General features: G+C 68.3%; 19 protein-coding genes. 6 read left to right on the top strand and 13 right to left on the bottom strand.

The window, feature by feature from the left end:
• Positions 1–6: 6 nt before the first annotated feature.
• From purL to G6N34_RS01450, 3 genes are all read right to left on the bottom strand, one after another.
• Positions 7–2,304 (bottom strand): phosphoribosylformylglycinamidine synthase subunit PurL, encoded by a 2,298-nt coding sequence (purL, locus tag G6N34_RS01460; RefSeq protein WP_085156392.1) that lies wholly within the window; start codon positions 2,302–2,304, stop codon positions 7–9.
• Between the two features lie 66 nt (positions 2,305–2,370).
• A complete protein-coding gene (locus tag G6N34_RS01455) occupies positions 2,371–2,721 on the bottom strand; it encodes a VOC family protein (protein WP_085156395.1) in 351 nt (116 codons plus the stop codon).
• Between the two features lie 43 nt (positions 2,722–2,764).
• Positions 2,765–4,021, bottom strand: coding sequence for a M18 family aminopeptidase (locus G6N34_RS01450; protein ID WP_085156468.1), 1,257 nt, complete (start codon positions 4,019–4,021; stop codon positions 2,765–2,767).
• Positions 4,022–4,154: 133 nt separating this feature from the next.
• Between G6N34_RS01450 and G6N34_RS01445 the strand changes: the two genes are divergently transcribed.
• Entirely contained in the window at positions 4,155–5,198 is a 1,044-nt protein-coding gene (locus G6N34_RS01445) for a Dyp-type peroxidase (RefSeq protein WP_085156398.1), read from the top strand.
• Complete coding sequence (locus G6N34_RS01440) at positions 5,195–5,992, top strand: family 1 encapsulin nanocompartment shell protein (RefSeq protein WP_085156401.1); 798 nt, start codon at positions 5,195–5,197, stop codon at positions 5,990–5,992. The genes G6N34_RS01445 and G6N34_RS01440 overlap by 4 nt, the downstream gene beginning before the upstream one ends.
• Here the strand turns inward: G6N34_RS01440 and G6N34_RS01435 are convergent.
• A complete protein-coding gene (locus G6N34_RS01435) occupies positions 5,989–6,414 on the bottom strand; it encodes a tautomerase family protein (RefSeq protein WP_085156403.1) in 426 nt (141 codons plus the stop codon). The genes G6N34_RS01440 and G6N34_RS01435 overlap by 4 nt on opposite strands.
• Positions 6,415–6,429: 15 nt before the next feature.
• A complete protein-coding gene (locus G6N34_RS01430; protein ID WP_085156406.1) occupies positions 6,430–7,131 on the bottom strand; it encodes an SDR family oxidoreductase in 702 nt (233 codons plus the stop codon).
• 97 nt (positions 7,132–7,228) lie between these two features.
• On the opposite strand from G6N34_RS01430, the gene G6N34_RS01425 reads away from it, so the two are divergent.
• Complete coding sequence (locus G6N34_RS01425; protein ID WP_197746700.1) at positions 7,229–7,723, top strand: winged helix-turn-helix transcriptional regulator; 495 nt, start codon at positions 7,229–7,231, stop codon at positions 7,721–7,723.
• On the opposite strand, the gene purQ is transcribed toward G6N34_RS01425, so the two are convergent.
• From purQ to G6N34_RS01410, 3 genes are read right to left on the bottom strand one after another with little or no spacing between them, the layout of a single operon-like run.
• Positions 7,690–8,361, bottom strand: coding sequence for a phosphoribosylformylglycinamidine synthase subunit PurQ (purQ, locus tag G6N34_RS01420; protein WP_109788682.1), 672 nt, complete (start codon positions 8,359–8,361; stop codon positions 7,690–7,692). The genes G6N34_RS01425 and purQ overlap by 34 nt on opposite strands.
• Positions 8,358–8,597, bottom strand: a complete 240-nt coding sequence (gene purS, locus G6N34_RS01415; protein WP_068252512.1) for a phosphoribosylformylglycinamidine synthase subunit PurS — start codon at positions 8,595–8,597, stop codon at positions 8,358–8,360. The genes purQ and purS overlap by 4 nt, the downstream gene beginning before the upstream one ends.
• Before the next feature lie 40 nt (positions 8,598–8,637).
• Positions 8,638–9,291 (bottom strand): ATPase, encoded by a 654-nt coding sequence (locus tag G6N34_RS01410; protein WP_179965714.1) that lies wholly within the window; start codon positions 9,289–9,291, stop codon positions 8,638–8,640.
• A gap of 47 nt (positions 9,292–9,338) precedes the next feature.
• Between G6N34_RS01410 and G6N34_RS01405 the strand changes: the two genes are divergently transcribed.
• Genes G6N34_RS01405 through G6N34_RS01395 form a run of 3 tightly spaced genes read left to right on the top strand, consistent with a single transcriptional unit; the run spans position 9,339 to position 12,058 of the window.
• Positions 9,339–9,977 carry an MBL fold metallo-hydrolase gene (locus G6N34_RS01405; protein ID WP_085156418.1) on the top strand — a complete coding sequence of 213 codons (639 nt, stop codon included), beginning with the start codon at positions 9,339–9,341 and terminating at the stop codon, positions 9,975–9,977.
• Positions 9,978–10,034: 57 nt separating this feature from the next.
• A complete protein-coding gene (locus G6N34_RS01400; RefSeq protein WP_085156471.1) occupies positions 10,035–10,871 on the top strand; it encodes a mycofactocin-coupled SDR family oxidoreductase in 837 nt (278 codons plus the stop codon).
• The gene (locus G6N34_RS01395) at positions 10,868–12,058 is read left to right on the top strand and encodes a cytochrome P450 (protein ID WP_085156422.1); all 1,191 of its coding nucleotides are present in this window, start codon (positions 10,868–10,870) and stop codon (positions 12,056–12,058) included. The genes G6N34_RS01400 and G6N34_RS01395 overlap by 4 nt, the downstream gene beginning before the upstream one ends.
• A 143-nt stretch (positions 12,059–12,201) precedes the next feature.
• Here the strand turns inward: G6N34_RS01395 and G6N34_RS01390 are convergent, their stop codons facing one another.
• From G6N34_RS01390 to G6N34_RS01370, 5 genes are all read right to left on the bottom strand, one after another.
• Positions 12,202–13,842, bottom strand: a complete 1,641-nt coding sequence (locus tag G6N34_RS01390; protein ID WP_085156425.1) for an FAD-binding dehydrogenase — start codon at positions 13,840–13,842, stop codon at positions 12,202–12,204.
• A 27-nt stretch (positions 13,843–13,869) separates the two neighbouring features.
• The gene (locus G6N34_RS01385; RefSeq protein WP_085156428.1) at positions 13,870–14,574 is read right to left on the bottom strand and encodes a DUF2334 domain-containing protein; all 705 of its coding nucleotides are present in this window, start codon (positions 14,572–14,574) and stop codon (positions 13,870–13,872) included.
• A 67-nt stretch (positions 14,575–14,641) separates the two neighbouring features.
• Positions 14,642–15,130: a glutathione peroxidase gene (locus G6N34_RS01380; protein ID WP_085156431.1), complete on the bottom strand. Its 489-nt coding sequence runs from the start codon at positions 15,128–15,130 to the stop codon at positions 14,642–14,644.
• Positions 15,131–15,152: 22 nt separating this feature from the next.
• On the bottom strand, positions 15,153–17,291 hold the full coding sequence (locus G6N34_RS01375) for a S9 family peptidase (protein WP_085156434.1): 2,139 nt from the start codon (positions 17,289–17,291) through the stop codon (positions 15,153–15,155).
• Positions 17,288–18,181 carry a phosphoribosylaminoimidazolesuccinocarboxamide synthase gene (locus G6N34_RS01370; protein WP_085156437.1) on the bottom strand — a complete coding sequence of 298 codons (894 nt, stop codon included), beginning with the start codon at positions 18,179–18,181 and terminating at the stop codon, positions 17,288–17,290. The genes G6N34_RS01375 and G6N34_RS01370 overlap by 4 nt, the downstream gene beginning before the upstream one ends.
• Positions 18,182–18,230: the final 49 nt, after the last annotated feature.

Genomic DNA, 18,230 nt, shown 5'->3' with positions numbered 1-18,230 from the left:
TCAAGGTCACCCGAACAGTTTCGGGAGCACGCCCTCCCACGTCGCGCGGACCTCGTCGAGTGACACTGTGAACAGCCCCTGCACCTCGATCGCGGGCCCGTCATCGTCGGATCCCTGGTCGACCACGCCGATCCGGGTGGCCGGCAGGTCGCGCGCTTCGCACATCGCCCGGAATCTGCTCTCCTCGGTGCGCGGCACCGCGACCAGGACCCGCCCGGCCGATTCGGAGAACAGCGTGACGAATGGATCGGCGCCCTCGGGAAGCAGCAGGCGGAAACCGGTTTCGCCTGCGATCGCGGACTCGACGACCGCCTGGATCAGGCCGCCCTCCGACAGGTCGTGGGCGGCCGAGATCAGGCCGTCACGCGACGCCGCGGTCAACACCTCGGCCAGCAGTTGCTCGCGGGCCAGATCCACCTTCGGCGGCACGCCACCCAGGTGGTCGGCGGTGACCTGCGCCCAGATCGACCCGTCGAACTCGTCGCGGGTGTCGCCGAGGACGAAGACCGTCTCCCCGGGTTCGGTGCCGAACCCGGTCGGGATCCGCCGGGTGACGTCGTCGATGACCCCGAGCACACCCACGACGGGTGTCGGCAGGATCGCGGTGGACCCGGTCTGGTTGTAGAAGCTGACGTTGCCGCCGGTGACCGGAATCCCCAGCGCCGCACAGCCGTCGGCGAGACCGCGGACGGCCTGCGAGAACTGCCACATCACACCCGGGTCTTCGGGGGAGCCGAAGTTCAGACAGTTGGTCACCGCGACCGGGGTCGCCCCGGTGACGGCGACGTTGCGGTACGCCTCGGCGAGCGCCAACTGCGCGCCGGTGTACGGGTCGAGTTGGGTGTAGCGCCCGGAGGCGTCTGTCGATACCGCGACACCGCGCCCGGTCTCCTCGTCGATGCGCAGCACGCCGCCGTCGGCATGTTCGGCAAGGACGGTGTTGCCCCGCACGTAGCGGTCGTACTGCTCGGTGATGAAGGCCCGACTGCACAGGTGCGGGCTGCCCAGCAGCGCCAGCAGGGTCTCACGAAGTTCGTCACCCGTACTGGGCCGCGGCAGGGTCTTGGAACTGTCGGCGATCAGGGCGTCCTGGCTTTCCGGACGCTGAACGGGACGCTCATAGACGGGACCCTCGTGCGCGACGGTGCGCGGGGGCACATCGACGACGGTGTCGCCGTTCCACGTGATGACAAGGCGGTCGCCGTCGGTGACCTCACCGATCACGGTGGCCAGCACATCCCACTTGCGACAGACGGCCATGAACTTCTCGACGTTCTCCGGAGTCACCACGGCGCACATGCGCTCCTGGGACTCACTGGAGAGCACCTCGGCCGGCGTCATGTTGGCCGCGCGCAGCGGCACCTTGTCCAGCTCGATGGCCATGCCGCCGTCGCCCGCCGATGCGAGTTCGGAAGTGGCGCAGGACAATCCGGCTCCACCCAGGTCCTGGATGCCGACCACCAGGTCGGCGGCGTACAGCTCGAGGCAGCACTCGATGAGCACCTTCTCCATGAACGGGTCACCGACCTGCACTGACGGGAGCTTCTTGCGTCCCGATCCCGACTCGTCGCCCGAGAAGGTGTCCGAGGCCAGCACGCTGACGCCACCGATGCCGTCGAGGCCGGTGCGCGCGCCGAACAGGATGATCTTGTTGCCGGTGCCCGACGCGAACGCCAGATGCAGATCCTCCTTGCGCAGCACACCAAGGCACAGCGCGTTGACCAGAGGGTTGCCCGCGTAGCTCGCATCGAAGACGGTCTCGCCGCCGATGTTCGGCAGGCCCAGGGAGTTGCCGTAACCACCGACGCCGCGGACCACACCGTCGACCACCCGACGGGTGTCGGGAGCGTCGGCCGCGCCGAACCGCAGCTGGTCCATCACCGCCACCGGGCGCGCGCCCATCGCCATGATGTCGCGCACGATGCCGCCGACGCCGGTGGCCGCGCCCTGGTAGGGCTCGACGTAGGACGGGTGGTTGTGCGACTCGACCTTGAACGTCACGGCCCAGCCGTCGCCGATGTCGACCACGCCGGCGTTCTCGCCGATGCCGGCCAGCATGCCCGCGCGCATCTCGTCCGTGGTGGTCTCACCGAAGTAGCGCAGGTGCACCTTGGAGGACTTGTAGGAGCAGTGCTCGCTCCACATCACCGAGTACATCGCGAGTTCGGCGTCGGTGGGACGACGGCCGAGGATCTCGCGGATGCGCTCGTACTCGTCGTCCTTGAGCCCCAGTTCACGGAACGGCTGCGGCTGGTCGGGGCTGGCGGCGGCACGTTCGACGGTGTCAACTTCGGGGCTGGTCACGCAGACAGTCTAGTAAGCGCTGGCGAGCAGGGCGTTTCTCCCCGCTTCGGCAGCGCCGGATGCAGGTCAGTGCCCCGCCGCCACACAGAACGCGTTGCCGTCGGGATCCTCCAGCACCACCCATGCGAACTCGTCGCCGAAGCTCTGTCGGGCCTTCTCCACCGCCCCCAGGGACACCAACCGCGCCACCGCGGCGTCGATGTCGTCATCGGTGAAGTCCACGTGCACCCGGTTCTTCCCCGGCGTCGGGTCGTCGACGCGCTGGAATCCCAGGTTGCCGCCGTCCGGCAGCGTCACCGTGACGAACTCGCCCGGCATCACGGGCGACGTGGTGCCGCCCACCGCCTCGGCCCACCACGCCGCGAGCCGGTCGGGATCGTGCGTGTCCACTGTCACCATCGCCACACTCAGAGTCATGCCCGCGACGCTAGTCCAAGGCTCCGACAGACCGCGATGCGTTTCAGGCGGGCGCCAGGAAGGCCCGCAGCGCAGCCGCGTACGTCGCGACGTCGTGCGCGCCCATCAGCTCACGCGCGGAGTGCATGGCCAGCTGCGGGGCCCCGACATCGACCGTGGGGATGCCGGTGCGGGCCGAGGTCATGGGCCCGATGGTGGAACCGCAGGGCAGGTCGGCGCGGTGTTCGTAGCGCTGCAGCGGCACACCGGCCTGACGGCACGCCAACTCGAAGGCCGCGGCCGTCCGACCGTCGGTGGCGTAGCGCAGGTTGGGCTGCACCTTGAGCACCGGGCCGCCGTTGACCTCGATCAGATGGCCGGGCTCGTGCCGGTCCGGGTAGTTGGGATGCGTGGCGTGCGCCATGTCGCCGGAGGCCACCATCGACCCCGCGACGCGTCGCAGGAAGTCCTCGCGGCTGCCGCCCGCGGCCAGCACGATGCGCTCCAGGGTCGTGATCAGTAGGTCGGACTGGGCCCCGTGGTCGGAGGTCGAACCCACCTCTTCGTGGTCGAACAGTGCCAGCACGGGCACGTACTCCCCGGCGGGTGCGTCCAGCAGGGCCTGCACTCCCGCGTAGCAGGTGGTCTGGTTGTCCAGTCGGGGCGCGCTGACGAACTCCGCGCCGGGTCCCCACACCGCCGAGGGCGTCAGGTCGTGCGTCATCAGGTCGAAGCCCAGGACGTCGTCGGCGTCGACCCCGGCGGCGTCGGCGACGACACTCAGGAACGATCCGGGTCTCTCACCCACCGCCCACACCGCGTTGACGTGTCGCTGCGGGTCCAGCTTGACTCCCGCGCGGTCCTCCGACAGGTGGATCGCCAGTTGGGGCACGCGCAGCACCGGGTCGTCGATGCGCACGAGCGAATGCCGCAGCCCCGACCCGGACCGCACCGAGAGCCGTCCGCTGATCCCCAGTTCGCGGTCCAGCCAGGAGTTCAGCCAGGCCCCGCCGTAGGGCTGCAGCGCCACCATCTGCCACCCCGCGACCGCGCGGTCGGGGTGCTGCTTGACCCGCAGGTTGGGGCTGTCGGTGTGCCCGCCGACCACGCGGAACGCGCCGCCGGGAGCCCCGCTGCTGTCCCAGGCCACCAGCGATCCGGCGCGCACTGTGAAGAAGCGGCCCGAGTCCGGCCAGGCGTCGGTCTCCTCGAGTTCGATGTACCCGGCGTCGCTCAGGGCCGCGGCGACCGTGCGGCAGACGTGGAACGGCGACGGCGAGGCGTCGATGAACTCGCAGAGGCCCGATGCGCTGGCAGACATGGCTGCCATTGTCGCCTGCCGCCACCTCTCAGCGGCCGCCGAGTGTGCGGAATTGTCGCGTTCTCGGCCGAAAACCAGGCAAATCCGCGCAGTCGGCACATTGTCGAGCGCCTGAGGGCATTAATGTCAACGGGTGGCCACCGGCAGACCCCAACCGATCCTCACGCCACTGACCCCCGCCGCCATCTTCCTCGTCGCGACCATCGACGACGGCGACGACGCCGCGGCACGGGTGCATGACGCGCTGACCGGAATCTCCGGCCTGGTGCGGGCGGTCGGCTTCCGCACCCCGCAGGCGCACCTGAATGTGGTGGCCGGCATCGGTTCTGCGGCCTGGGACCGGTTGTTCGCCGGACCGCGCCCGGCCAAGCTGCATCCCTTCGTCGCACTCGACGGCGGTCGCCACCAGGCGCCCTCCACTCCGGGGGACCTGCTCTTCCACATCCGGGCGGAATCCATGGACGTCTGTTACGAACTGGGCGGACGGATCCTCGACTCCATGTCCGGTGCGGTCACCGTGGTCGACGAGGTGCACGGGTTCAAGTTCTATGAGCAGCGGGATCTGCTGGGCTTCGTCGACGGCACCGAGAACCCGGACGGGGCCGACGCCGTCGAGGCCGTCCAGATCGGCGAGGGCCACCCGGATTTCGCGGACTTCCCCGGCGGAAGCTATGTGCACGTGCAGCGCTACACGCACGACATGGCGGCGTGGAACGCGCTGAGTGTCACCGAGCAGGAACTCGTGATCGGCCGGACCAAGCTCGAGGACATCGAACTCGATGACGCCGTCAAGCCGGCCAATTCCCATGTGGCCCTGAACACCCTGGTGGACGAGGACGGCAACGAACTCGACATCGTGCGCGCCAACATGCCGTTCGGCACGCTGGGCGACGGCGACTCCGGGACGTACTACATCGCCTACTCCGCTGACCCGGATGTCACCGAGAAGATGCTGCGCAACATGTTCATCGGCAACCCGCCGGGCAACACCGACCGCATCCTGGACTTCTCGACCGCGAAGACCGGCGGGATGTTCTTCGTCCCCTCGATCGACTTCCTCGACGACCCCCCGCCGGTGCCCGATGAGGCGGCGAATGAAGAGGATTCGGCACCGCAGACGCTTCCCCGCCACGACGGCTCGTTGGCGATCGGCAGCCTGAAAGGACAACCTCAATGAACAACCTGTACCGCGAACTGGCTCCGGTCACCGACGCCGCTTGGGCAGAGATCGAATTGGAGGCGACACGCACCTTCAAACGCCATGTGGCGGGCCGACGCGTCGTGGACGTCAGCGAGCCCGGCGGCCCCGTGACCGCGGGCATCAGCACGGGCCATCTGCTCGATGTCGCCTCGCCGTCCGACGGTGTGGTCGCGCATCTGCGTGAGGCCCGCCCACTGGTGCGGTTGCGGGTTCCGTTCACCGTCAAGCGGATCGACATCGACGACGTCGAGCGCGGGTCGCAGGACTCGGACTGGGATCCGGTCAAGGATGCCGCGAAGAAGCTGGCGTTCGTCGAGGATCGCGCGATCTTCGAGGGATACGAGGCGGCCTCGATCGGCGGCATCCGCAAGTGCAGTTCCAACCCCGCCCTCGCGATCCCGGAGGACCCGCGCGAGATCCCCGACGTCATCGCCCAAGCCCTGAGCGAGCTTCGGTTGGCCGGTGTCGACGGACCATACTCGGTGCTGCTGTCGGCCGACATCTACACGCAGGTCAGCGAGACCACCGCGCACGGCTATCCGATCCGTGAGCACATCAACAGGCTTGTCGACGGTGACATCATCTGGGCGCCCGCCATCGACGGCGCGTTCGTGTTGTCCACCCGCGGAGGCGATTTCGACCTGCAGTTGGGCACCGACGTCAGCATCGGCTACCTGTCGCACGACGCCGAGACGGTGCAGCTGTATCTGGAGGAGACGCTGACGTTCCTGTGCTACACCGCCGAGGCGTCGGTGGCGCTGAGCCCCTAGTACGGGCTGACGGCGTTCTCCCGCACCCAGCGCTGCTCGGCCTCTGAGCGCGCCGGTGGCGGGATCAGGCCGTTGATCATCCAGAGGTCCTCACTGGTCTCGTCGATGTGGAACTCCGAGTGCAGGTCCGGATGCCGGCTCAGGTACGGGTCCAGGATCGCGTGGACCCAGCGCGCGATCCCGTGCCGGTGCGCCTGGTCGGCGGCACGGCGCGCGATGTGGTCGATGACCACACGAACTCCGGCGGTGGGTGCGACCCCGCCGACATACATGTCGCCGTGCGGGATCTCGTTGAAGACCGTCACGACGTAGAACCGCGGCAGGCCGGCCTCGGCGTAGCGGTCGGTGATGCGTTCGGACAGTTCCTTCTTGTCGGCGTCGGTGAAGACACCCGGGGTGTGGTGGATGGTCCACAGTGGCATGTCGGGTCTCCTCGGTCAGTGGGACAGGGCGAAGGTCAGGTTCTCGACGGGCCCGGACAGGGCCGCCTTGGCCTGTGCGGTGGCGTCGTCGGTGAGCACCTCGTTGGCGCCGGCCTCGAGGGCGTCGAGGATGCGTTGGGCGACGTCGGCCGGGGCGGTCTTGGGCAGCGGGATCGCCGAGACCATGTCGGTGTCGATGAAACCCGCGTGCACACCGAGCACCTGGGTGCGCTGTTCGGCGAGTTCGGTCCGCAGTGAGTTGGTGACCGACCAGATCGCCGCCTTGGACGCGCCGTAGGCGCCGCTGCCGCCGAGCCAGGCCAGCACCGAGTGCACGTTGACGACCGCCCCGCCACCATGGCTCGCCAGGATGGGTGCGAACGCCCGGGTGACCCGCAGCGGCCCGAACACGTTGACGTCGAATGTGGTTGAGACGTCGTTCATCTCGGCCGTGAGCAGTGCGCCGGGAAGCAGGATGCCCGCGTTGTTGATCACGATCTCGGCGTCGGTTGCCGCGGCGGCCAGTTCGGCGATCGACCGCTCCGACGTCACCTCGAGTCGACGGGTGACCACGTTCGGCCTTTCGTCGACATAGTCCTCCCGCGCCGTGGCGTACACCTTGCGTGCGCCGCGGCGCAGCAGTTCGTCGACGATCGCGGCGCCCAGTCCGCGCCGCCCTCCGGTCACCACCACCACACTGTCTTCGACAGCCACCATGCCCCTGCTCCCATCTGAGTAATTCCTACGTTAGTCAGGTCATGCTAGGCATGTTCACCTGAGTAATGCAAGCGTTAGTTACACTGGGTGGATGGCCATGACCTTCGAGGGGCGCCTGCAGGACCGCAGCCGGTGGCGCACCGACGCCTGTTCAGCCGCGAAGGTGCTCGACCTGCTGAGCACCAAGACGGCCTTCCTGGTGGTCCGGGAATGTCTCTACGGGACCAGGCGGTTCGAGGACTTCACCGACCGGATCGGCGCATCCGCGCCCGCGGTCTCCCGCGCGCTGCGGCAACTCGAGGCGGCAGGCATCGTCGCCCGCGCGCCGTATCAGGAACCCGGCGCCAGGGTGCGCGACGAGTACGTGCTGACCTCAGCCGGCGAGGAACTGCTGCCGATCCTGCTGGCGCTCATTCAATGGGGTGACAAGCACCTGCAACCCGACGGGGGCCCGCTGAACTTCGTCGACGGCGACGGGCGCGCGGTGCGGGTGTGTGTGACGTCGGACGACCCCGAGTCCGCCGAATCGCGCGACATCGAGATCCGGGCGAACCTGCCTCAGGCCGCCAGGACAGCGTCCAACGCGGAGTAGAAGATTCCCAGACCGTCGTCCGACGGTCCGGTCAGCGCCTCGGTGGCGTGCTCGGGGTGCGGCATGAGACCGACCACCCGACCGTTGGCCGAACTGATGCCGGCGATGTCGCGCTGCGAGCCGTTGAGGTTCTCCACGTAGCGGAACACCACACGGCCCTCGCCCTCGAGTTCGTCGAGCACCGCGTCGCTCGCGACGTAGCGGCCCTCGCCGGACTTCAGCGGCACCAGGATCTCGGCGCCGGGTTCGTAGCGCGAACTCCACGCCGTCGACGTCGCATCCACGCGCAGCCACACATCGCGACAGACGAAGTGCAGACCGATGTTTCGGGTCAGTGCCCCGGGCAGCAGGCCGGCCTCGCACAGCACCTGGAAGCCGTTGCAGATGCCCAGCACCGGAAGTCCGCGGTTGGCCGCGGCCACCACCTCACCCATCACGGGGGCGAACCGGGCGATCGCGCCGGCCCGCAGGTAGTCGCCGTAGGAGAACCCGCCGGGCACGATCACCGCATCGACGCCCTTGAGGTCGGCGTCGGCGTGCCAGAGGCTGACCGACTCGGCACCCACGGCCCGCGCCGCACGCGCGGCGTCGATGTCGTCGAGCGTGCCGGGGAATGTGATCACACCGACGCGAGTCACTGCGCCTCCCGCGTGACCGTCCAGTCCTCGATGACCGTGTTGGCCAGCAGTGACTCGGCGATCTCGGCGAGCGTGTCGTCGTCGACGCTGTCGTCCACCTCGAGTTCAAAACGCTTGCCTTGGCGGACATCCGACACACCGTTGTGGCCCAACCGGCCCAGCGCGCCGACAATCGCCTGTCCCTGCGGGTCGAGAATCTCGGCCTTGGGCATCACGTGCACAACCACCCGGGCCACGCGCGACTCCTGTCGTTCCTCAGTCAATGACGGGTCAACTCTACCCACACGACGCCAGGTAGGCCCCGCACAGCGCCGCCTCGAGGGCATCGAGCACACGGTCGTCGGGCACCAGGGGCCACGCGACGTCGGGCCCCGGAGTGGTCCAGAGCACAAGCTCGCTGACGCTGCTGTTGAACGGATCGGCGATCAGGTACTGATGCACGACGTGCGGGCCGCTGATCACCGCGGCAAATCGGCCGTCGTCGGCGGTGGTGAGCGTCGGCGAGTACTGCGGCGCGCTGACCTGACACGACCGCAACGCGGCCACGGCCGCGTCGTGGACCTGCATCGCCCACGCGCCGCCCTGCCCGGTGTCACCGCGCCAGTGCAGCACCTGCGCCTGCAGATTCCAGCGACCGGGCGGCGAGGCCACCGCGGCACGGGCGGCGACCGCGAAGGAACGGGGATCGTCGCGCGGTGGCGGCGTGGCGCAGATCTCCTCGAACTTGAACCGCGGAGCGGGCACCGGCACGGCCACCTGCGCCGGGCGGGGCCAGTGGTGCGTGGTGTTCATCGGGATGGCCCAGGGTTCGATCCACGCCGCCGCGGGGATTCGGTCGCAGGTCGGGGGGCAGGTCTGCGGGTCGGAGCGCGCGGCCGGCACCGCGATCAGCCCGGCACCCAGCACGCCGGCCAAGAACACACGAAGCACTCGGTTCCTCCCCCACCCGGACGCCCGCTGCGCGCACAATCGTACGCATGGAACTGACCCATTTCGGGCATTCGTGCCTGCTGGCGAGCTTCGACGACACGACGATTCTGTTCGACCCGGGCAACTTCTCGCACGGCTTCGAGGGGATCACCGGGCTCTCGGCCATCCTGATCACCCACCAGCACCCCGACCACGCCGATCCGGCTCGCCTGCCGGCACTCGTCGAAGCCAACCCCCAGGCCGCGCTGTACGCCGACCCGCAGACGGCGGCACAACTCGGGGGCGAGTGGAAGGCCGTCCACGTCGGTGACCAGTTGTCCGTCGGGAGCCTCGCCATCCGCGGCGTCGGTGGTCGCCACGCGGTGATCCACCCCGAGATCCCCGTCATCGACAACATCTCCTATCTCGTCGGCGACGGGGAGCACCCCGCCCGCCTGATGCACCCCGGCGACGCCCTGTTCGTGCCCGACGAACCGGTCGACGTGCTCGCCACGCCCGCCGCGGCGCCGTGGATGAAGATCTCCGAGGCCGTCGAGTTCCTCCGGGCCGTCGCACCCACCCACGCGGTGCCGATCCACCAGGGCATCGTCGCGCCGGAGGCCCGCGGAATCTACTACGGCCGCCTGTCCGAGATGACCGACACCGATTTCCGGGTGCTCACCGAAGAACAGTCGATTTCGCTTTAGCGACACCCGCGCGCCGCTAAAGTTGTGCGACTGCTCAGCACGACGTTCGGAGGCGCAATGGCGGGACGAGTCGACGGCAAGATCGCCCTGGTGACGGGGGCCGCCCGGGGGCAGGGCCGCAGCCACGCGGTACGCCTGGCCGAGGAGGGCGCCGACATCATCGCGGTCGACATCTGTCGCGGTTTCCCTGACTCGACCGCACCGGCCGCCACGGTCGAGGATCTGGCCGAAACCGCGGGCCTGATCAAGGATCTGGGCCGACGCGTGGTCACCGCGCAGGTCGATGTCCGCGAGTTCGAGGCGCTGGCGGACGCGGTCGACAGCGGCGTCGAGCAGTTGGGCGGACTCGACGTCGTGGTCGCCAACGCGGGCATCGGCACCACGGGCGTCAAGCTGCACAAGATGGCCGAACCGCGCTGGCAGGAGACCATCGACGTCAACCTCACGGGCGTCTGGAAGACCGCGAAGGCCGCGATCCCGCACCTCATCGCCGCGGGCCGAGGCGGGTCGATCATCATCACCAGTTCGGTGGGCGGCACCAAGGCCTACCCGCAGGTCGGTCACTACGTCGCGGCCAAGCACGGCGTCGTCGGGATCATGCGCACCCTGGCCGTCGAACTCGGGCAGCACATGATCCGCGTCAACACCGTGCACCCCACCCACGTGAACACCCCACTGTTGATGAACGAGGAGACCTACCGCCTGTTTCGGCCCGACCTGGAGAACCCGGGCCCGGACGACCTCGCGCCCATCTGCCAGTCCTTCCACGTCATGCCGATCCCGTGGGTGCAACCGGTGGACATCAGCAACGCGGTGCTGTTCCTGGCGTCCGACGAGGCCCGGTACGTGACCGGCGTGACGCTGCCTATCGACGCCGGGAGCCTGCTGAAATGACCAGCACCGCAGTCTATTACGACCCCTATGACGTCGGCATCGTCGCCGACCCCTACCCGACCTACGCGCGGCTGCGTGAGGAGTCGCCGCTCTACTACAACGAGCGCTACGACTTCTGGGCCCTCTCGCGGCACTCCGACGTCGAGAAGGCCTTGGGCGACTGGGAGACGTTCTCGAACTCCCGGAGCGACATCCTCGAACTGGTGAAATCCGAGTTCGACATGCCCAAGGGCGTGATGATGTTCGAGGACCCGCCGACCCACACGATGCTGCGCGGGTTGATGTCCCGGGTGTTCACGCCGCGCCGGATGGCCGCGATCGAGGATCAGATCCGACAGTTCTGCATCGGCTGCCTGGATCCGCACGTCGGCACCGACGGCTTCGACATCATCGCCGATCTGGCCTCGATGATGCCCATGCGGGTGATCGGCATGCTGCTGGGAATCCCCGAGTCCGAACAGATCTCGGTCCGCGACGCCAACGACGCGAACCTGCGGACCAAGCCTGGGGCGCCGATGAAGGTCGCTCGCGCCGACAAGATCGCCGATGGCCGCATCTACGCCGACTACGTGGAGTGGAGGTCCAAGAATCCGTCCGACGACCTGATGACGGCCCTGCTCAACGTCGAGTTCACCGACGAGACCGGCACCGAGCGCAAGCTGACCCGCAAGGAGGTGCTGCACTACACGCAGGTGGTCGCGGGTGCCGGCAATGAGACCACCGGACGACTGATCGGTTGGCTGGCCAAGGTGCTGGCCGAACACCCCGACCAGCGTCGGCAGATCGCCGAGGACCGCTCACTGCTCAACCGCGCGATCGATGAGACGCTGCGCTTCGAGCCGACAGGCCCACACGTGGCCCGTTACATGGCACGCGATTTCGAGTGCTACGGCACCACCGTCCCCGCGGGCAGTGCGATGCTGCTGCTGTTCGGGGCGGCCAACCGTGACCCCCGTCGCTACGCCGATCCGGACCGCTTCGACATCAACCGCGACAACATCAGCCACGTGACCTTCGGCAAGGGTCTGCACTACTGCCTGGGCGCCAACCTGGCGAGGCTCGAAGGCCGGGTCGCGCTCGATGAACTGCTCAACCGCTGGCCTGAGTGGGGCATCGATTACGACAGCGCGCAGTTGGCGCCGACGTCGACGGTGCGTGGCTGGGAGCGGTTGCGGATCACGTTCTAGCTGGCCACCCCTTCTCGCCTCGGGCACCTGCTCGCCTCACCCCCTTCTCGCATGTTATGTGCGGAATTGCAGCTAAATCGGCTGGAAAGCATGCAATTCCGCACAGAATCGTCGGCGCGACCGGGGTGATCACCCCAACCCCGCTAGCCGATGTCGCGCGCCGCACCCCGGCCCGCGGCCCGCCCCGAGAAGATGCACCCGCCCAGGAATGTGCCCTCGAGCGCCCGATATCCGTGCACGCCACCACCGCCGAAGCCGGCAACCTCACCTGCGGCGTACAACCCCGGCACGGGATCGCCGGCGCTGCCAAGAACGCGCGAATCGAGATCAGTCTCCAAACCGCCCAGCGTCTTCCGCGTCAGGATGTGCAGCTTGACCGCGATCATCGGACCCGCCTTGGGATCGGTCAGCCGATGTGGTGCCACCACCCGTGACACCCGGTCCGGCAGATAGGCCCGTGCACCGTGGATCGCGGTGATCTGCCCGTCCTTGCTGAACGAATTCGCCACCTCGCGGTCCCGCGCCGTCACCTCGGCCTCAACCGTGGCGTAGTCCAACGCGACCACATCGGGCAGGCGGTTCATCGCCTCCACCAGGCCGCGCAACGTGGTGTGGTGGACGAAGTCGGGGCCGCGATCGACGAAGGCCTGCACCGGGCCCGGAGCGCCAGACCGCACGCGGGACAACAGTTGCCGCACACTGCGTTCAGTCAGGTCGGGGTTCTGCTCCTGCCCCGACAGGCCGAACTCCTTGGCGATGATCCGGGCGTTGAGGATGAACCACGTGTAGTCCTGACCGGTCTTGGTGATGTGCTCCAGCGTGCCGAGGGTGTCGAATCCCGGGTACAGCGGGCCGGGCAGTCGCCTGCCGGTCGCGTCCAGCCACAGCGACGACGGTCCAGGCAGGATGCGGATGCCGTGGTTGGGCCAGATCGGGTCGTAGTTCGTGATGCCCTCGGTGTAGTGCCACATCCGGTCGCGGTTGATCACCCGCCCGCCCGCCGATTCGGTGATCGCGATCATCCGCCCGTCGACGTGGGCCGGCACCCCGGCCAGCATCTGCTCGGGAACACGCCCCATCCGCGCCGGCCAATTCTTCCGCACCAGTTCCGGGTTGCCCCCGATGCCCCCACTCGTGACGATCACCGCCGAGGCCCGGAACTCGAATTCCCCGACAGCTTTCCGCGACGACGCCACGCCTCGGGCCGCAGAGCTGGGCTCCAGCACAGTCCCCCGCACCCCGGTGATCGCCCCACCTTCGACGATCAGTTCGTCGACCTGATGGCGGTGCGCGAACCGCACCAGGGAGTGCTCCCTGACCCGCCGTGCGAAGACGTCGACCAGCGCCGGTCCCGTACCCCACGTGATGTGGAATCGCGGCACCGAGTTCCCGTGCCCGCGGGCGTCGTATCCCCCACGTTCGGCCCACCCCACCAACGGGAAGATCTTCAGGCCGCGCTCCTTGAGCCAGGTCCGCTTCTCCCCGGAGGCGAAGTCGACGTAGGCGTGCGCCCACTGTTGCGGCCAATGGTCCTCGGGGCGGTCGAACGCCGCGGTGCCCAACCAGTCCTGCAGCGCCAACTCATGGCTGTCGTGGATGCCCATGCGTCGCTGCTCGGGACTGTCGACGAAGAACAACCCGCCGAACGACCAGAACGCCTGACCGCCGATGTTGGCACTGTTCTCCTGATCGACGACCAGGACTCGTCGGCCCCGTTCCACCAGTTCGCAGGTGGCGACCAGACCTGCCAGACCAGCCCCGACCACGATGACGTCAGCGTCCATGCCGCCTAGGCTAGCGGCCAGTCGGCGTCAGGCGACTCGATTCAGACGCGGTGGGCTGTCCCACTGGTAGACGGTGGGCAGGCAACCGTGCAGCAGGGCCAGGTCGACGACGTCCAGTGCGGCTTGACGAGGCCCGGGCCTGCGCAGGTGCCGCGCCGAGACCGCCAGGCGCACAGTCCCACCGCGGCGTGCGGTCCGCTCGGCCGACAGCACCAGAGTGCGGCACCACCACGCCTCGGCCAGAAACGCCTCGCCGATGCCGAGCACACGGGCCCGTTCGACCGTTCCGCGCACCAGATCGGTGACGCTGTCGGGGCCGATCAGAAGGCGGAATCCGTTGCGCGGCAGCATACTGCGCACACCATCCGAGACTGACCAGCGCGGTGCGGCGAACAGCCGGGTCCGTAGGCCGAGGTGGTCGAGCACCCGGTCGGCGGCCATCAACCGCAGGTTGGCCTCGTGCGCGGGCAGCACCGCGAACTCGGCCCTGCGGCGTTTCGTCGCAGCTTCGTCATAGCCGTGCAGTACAAGGCTGTCCCCGGATTCGCGGCGCACACGGAGCCAGTCGACCGTGGCAGCGTCGGCGTCGAGGCGGTACCCGTCCTTGAGTCTGGGGGCCACCAGAAGGGACACCGGCACGCCGCGCGCGGCGAGTTCGGCAGCGAACGCGTGCGCGGCGTCCAGAGTGTGCGCACCGATCGCCGAGACGGAGACCGTCAACTTCCCAGGCACTCCACCAGGATCGCAATCCGAGGTGTCCAGACGGTGTCGAACACCCGGACTGCAGGTGGCGATTCGGCTAGTGGGGCAGCACGCTCTCGACCGCGGCGACGACCTCGGGGGCATCCGGAACCGTGCGCGGCCGGAATCGGTTGACCACGGTCCCACCCGGGGCCAGCAGGAACTTCTCGAAGTTCCACTGCACGTCACCGGCTTCGCCGTCGGCGTCGGCGGTCTGCGTCAGTTCGGCGTACAGCGGGTGCCGGTCCGGTCCGTTGACGTCAGTCTTGGCCAGCAGCGGGAAGGTGACGCCGTAGGTGGTCGAGCAGAACGTCTGAATCTCCTCGGCCGTGCCGGGCTCCTGCCCCATGAACTGGTTGCACGGCACCCCGAGCACCGTCAGTCCCCGGTCGCCGTAGTCGCGGGCCAACTGCTCCAACGCGGCGTACTGCGGTGTGAGGCCGCACTTGGATGCCACGTTGACGATCAGCACGGCACCATCGGTGTACTCGGCGAGCGAGGTCGCCCGTCCGTCGAGAGTGGTCAACTCAATGTCGTTCAGGCTCATGGCGCGACGCTAGCACCCGGCGTCAGGAGAGCAGGTCGCCGACCTGCCCGGCGCCGTAGCGTTCGGGATCGGCGGTGGCCAGCAGCCAGGCGTACTGGAAGGCCACCTCCTTCCAGCGCTCGTACCGACCGCTGATGCCGCCATGCCCCGCGGTCATCTGGGTCTTGAGCAGGACCGGATGGTCGTCGGTCTTGGTGTACCGCAGGGCGGCAACCCATTTGGCCGGCTCGACGTACAGCACGCGGGTGTCGTTCAGTGACGTCATCGCCAGGATCGCCGGATAGTCCTTGGCCGCGACGTTCTCATACGGCGAGTAGGACTTCATGTAGGCGTAGACGTCGCTGTTGTGCAGCGGATCTCCCCATTCGTCCCATTCGGTGATGGTCAGCGGCAGGGACGGGTCCAGGATGCTGGTCAACGGGTCGACGAACGGAACCTGCGCCAGGATGCCCGCGAACAGGTGCGGTGCCATGTTGGCGACCGCGCCCATCAGCAGACCGCCCGCGCTGCCCCCGAGGGCCACCAGGTTCTGAGGTCGTGTGACCCCCTCGTCGACCAGATGCTCGGCCGCGGCGATGAAGTCGGTGAAGGTGTTCTTCTTCTCCATCAACTTGCCGTGCTCGTACCACAACCGCCCGAGTTCACCGCCGCCGCGAACGTGCGCCACCGCGAATGCCACACCCCGGTCGAGCAGCGAAAGCCGCGCGATCGAGAACCGGGGATCCTCGCAGGCTTCGTATGCTCCGTAGCCGTAGATCAGTGTGGGGGCAGGGAATTCGATTCCCTTGCGGTACACCAGCGACACCGGGATCTTGACCCCGTCGGGTGCCGTCGCCCAGTCCCGGCGTTCCTCGTAGTCCTCCGGCCGGTAGTCGCCGAGCACAGGCTGTTCGCGCAGCAGGACCCGTTCCCCGGTGACGAGGTCCAGATCGTAGATCCGCACGGGGATGACGAACGACGTCGCGGCCACCCGCAGGCGCGGTGACTCCCAGTTGGGGTTGGCCGCCAGGCCCGAGGACATGAGCTCGGACTCGAACGCGATCTCCTCGACGGTGCCGTACTGGCCGTCAGCGGTGATGGGCCACAACTGGATTCGCGGCAGCGCGGCGCGGCGGTAGCTGACCACGAGGTGGTCGGCGAAGGCGTCGACACCCTCGATGCGCACCTCGTCGTCATGCGGGATCAGGGTGCGCTGGTCGGTCGGATCGCTGACAGGCGCCTCGACCAGGGTGAAGTTCACCGCGCCGTCGTTGTGCAGGATCAGGAACCGGTCCTGGCCACCGACGACCGCATGCTCCACCGAGTACTCCACGCCTTCTCGGCGGGGCAGCACGCTGGTGAACTCGGCGGCGGAGTCGGACGCGTCGGCGACGAAGACCTCGGAGGTGATGCTGGACCCGGCCGCGATCATCACGTAGGCGTCGCTGCGGGTTCGCCCGACGCCGAGCCAGAACCGTTCGTCCGGTTCGTGATAGACCTTCTCGCCGGGCAGTCCGCTGCCGAGGCGGTGCCGCCAGACGGTGTCGGGCCGCCACGCCTCGTCGACGGTGGTGTAGTAGATGGTCCGACTGTCGGCCGCCCAGGTCGCGCCGCCACCGATGCCGGTGATCTCGTCGGGGTACATCTCTCCGGTGCGTAAGTTCTTGAACCGCAACGTGTACCGCTCGTCGCCGACGGTGTCGGTCGAATACGCCAGGATCTCGGCGTCGGGGCTCACGGTCGCCGCCCCCAGGGAGAAGAAGTCGTGCCCGTCGGCTTCGACGTTCTCGTCGAGGAGCACCTCTTCGCCGGGGACCTCGGTGTGCTCATCGAACACCGGCGGACTCCAGTCGCTGGGATCCCGCACCAGGCATCGGCAGTGCACGCCGTACTGCTTGCCCTCGAAGCTGCGGCCGTAGTACCAGTAGTCGCCGCGACGGGTCGGGACCGAGAGATCGGTCTCCTTGGTCCTGGCCTTGATCTCGTCGAAGATCCTCTGCCGCAGGGGCTCCTGCGATGCGGTCACGGCATCGGCGTAGGCGTTCTCGGCTTCGAGGTGGCTGATCACCTCGGGAGACGACTTGTCCCGCAGCCACTCGTAGGGGTCGTTGAACACGTCGCCGTGGAACTCGCGAGGGCTGTCGACTCGGTTGGCCACCGGCGGGGTCAGTGCGTCGCTCATGAGGTCGGTCCGATCCAGTCGTTGAACCGCAGTCCTGAGATCCGTTCGTAGGCTTCGATGTAGCGCGCGCGGGTGGCCTCGACGATCTCCGGTGGCAGCGGTGGCGGCGGCGCCTCTCCCGAGCGGTCCCATCCGGACTCCGGCGACGTCAGCCAGTTGCGCACGAACTGCTTGTCGAAGCTGGGCTGCACCACACCCTGCTTGTAGGTGTCGGCGGGCCAGTACCGCGACGAGTCGGGCGTGAAGACCTCGTCGGCCAACCGCAGGTCGCCGTCGCCGTCGACGCCGAACTCGAACTTGGTGTCGGCGATGATGACGCCCTTGGTCAGCGCGTGGTCGGCGGCCTGCTTATAGATCCGCAGCGTCTCGTCCCGCAACTGCTCGGCGCGCTCGGCACCGACGAGGCCGACCACGGCGGCGAAGTCCACGTTCTCGTCGTGCTCACCGATCTCGGCCTTGGTCGCCGGGGTGAAGATCGGCTCGTCGAACCTGCTGGCCTCACCCAGCCCGGTCGGCAGCGCGATGCCGCACACCTCGCCGGTGCGCTGGTAGTCCAGCAGACCCGAACCGGTCAGGTAGCCGCGCGCGACGCATTCCACCGGGACCATGTCCAGGCTCTGCACCACGAGCGCGCGGCCCAGCACTTCGTCGGGGATGCGCGGGTCGTCGGGCGGGCCGGCGAGGTGGTTCGGCGCGTCGATCAGGTCGAAGAAGAACACGCTCATCGCGGTGAGGATGCGGCCCTTGTCAGGGATCTCCGAGTCCAGGATGAAGTCGTAGGCGGATATCCGGTCCGAGGCCACGAACAGCAGGGTGTCGTCGTCAATGCGGTAGAGCTCGCGGACCTTGCCGCTGGACAGGTGCTGATAGTCGGACAGGGTCGGTCGCATCGGCCCAGCCTATCGGGATGCCCCACGGCGACGAGCCCGACGTGTTGGG

The sequence above is a fragment of the Mycolicibacterium confluentis genome (assembly GCF_010729895.1).
In the GTDB taxonomy this organism is placed as follows: Bacteria; Actinomycetota; Actinomycetes; order Mycobacteriales; family Mycobacteriaceae; genus Mycobacterium; species Mycobacterium confluentis.
The sequence above is the reverse complement of the archived record's forward strand: the minus strand, read 5'-3'. Positions and strand labels throughout refer to the sequence as shown.